The sequence below is a fragment of the Pseudomonas tremae genome, assembly GCF_001401155.1.
In the GTDB taxonomy this organism is placed as follows: domain Bacteria; phylum Pseudomonadota; class Gammaproteobacteria; order Pseudomonadales; family Pseudomonadaceae; genus Aquipseudomonas; species Aquipseudomonas tremae.
Genome location: NZ_LJRO01000026.1, coordinates 1 through 388, shown reverse-complemented (window position 1 = coordinate 388; position 388 = coordinate 1). Strand labels below are relative to the sequence as shown.

The window sequence follows — 388 nt, the reverse complement described above, 5'->3', positions numbered from 1 at the left end:
GCGCGAGCTGACGCTGCAAGGCATGGCTCCGTCGCTCACTTACCAGGCGAAGCTGGAGGATGGCAAAGTGGTGTGGGTGACCGAAGACAATGGCCAGATCCACACGCTGCACACCGAACCCGGTGACTGGTGGCGACGTTTCAACGCATGGTTGAGCCGTGCCATTGGCCTGAAAAGAATGCTTTAGGGGGGTGCAGCCTGGGCAACCCCGAACGCTCCGCGTCGCCGGATCAGAATCAGCAGGCCAAAGGCACCTGCCGCCATGAGCAGCGGCAAGGCCTCACCGCTGACCCACTGGCTTCCCGCGCCTGCTATCAGGGACCCGATCAGGCACCCGATGCCCCACAGCTGAGCGACATGCGCATTGGCGCGGACCAGTGAGTCATCG

General features: G+C 63.4%; 2 pseudogenes. One reads left to right on the top strand and one right to left on the bottom strand.

Going from position 1 to position 388, the window contains the following annotated elements:
- A pseudogene (locus ALO43_RS01445) lies at nt 1-187 on the top strand (phospholipase D family protein); the annotation flags it as partial.
- On the opposite strand, the pseudogene ALO43_RS01440 reads toward ALO43_RS01445, so the two are convergent.
- Nucleotides 184-388 (bottom strand): annotated as a pseudogene (locus ALO43_RS01440) (MFS transporter); the annotation flags it as partial. The pseudogenes ALO43_RS01445 and ALO43_RS01440 overlap by 4 nt on opposite strands.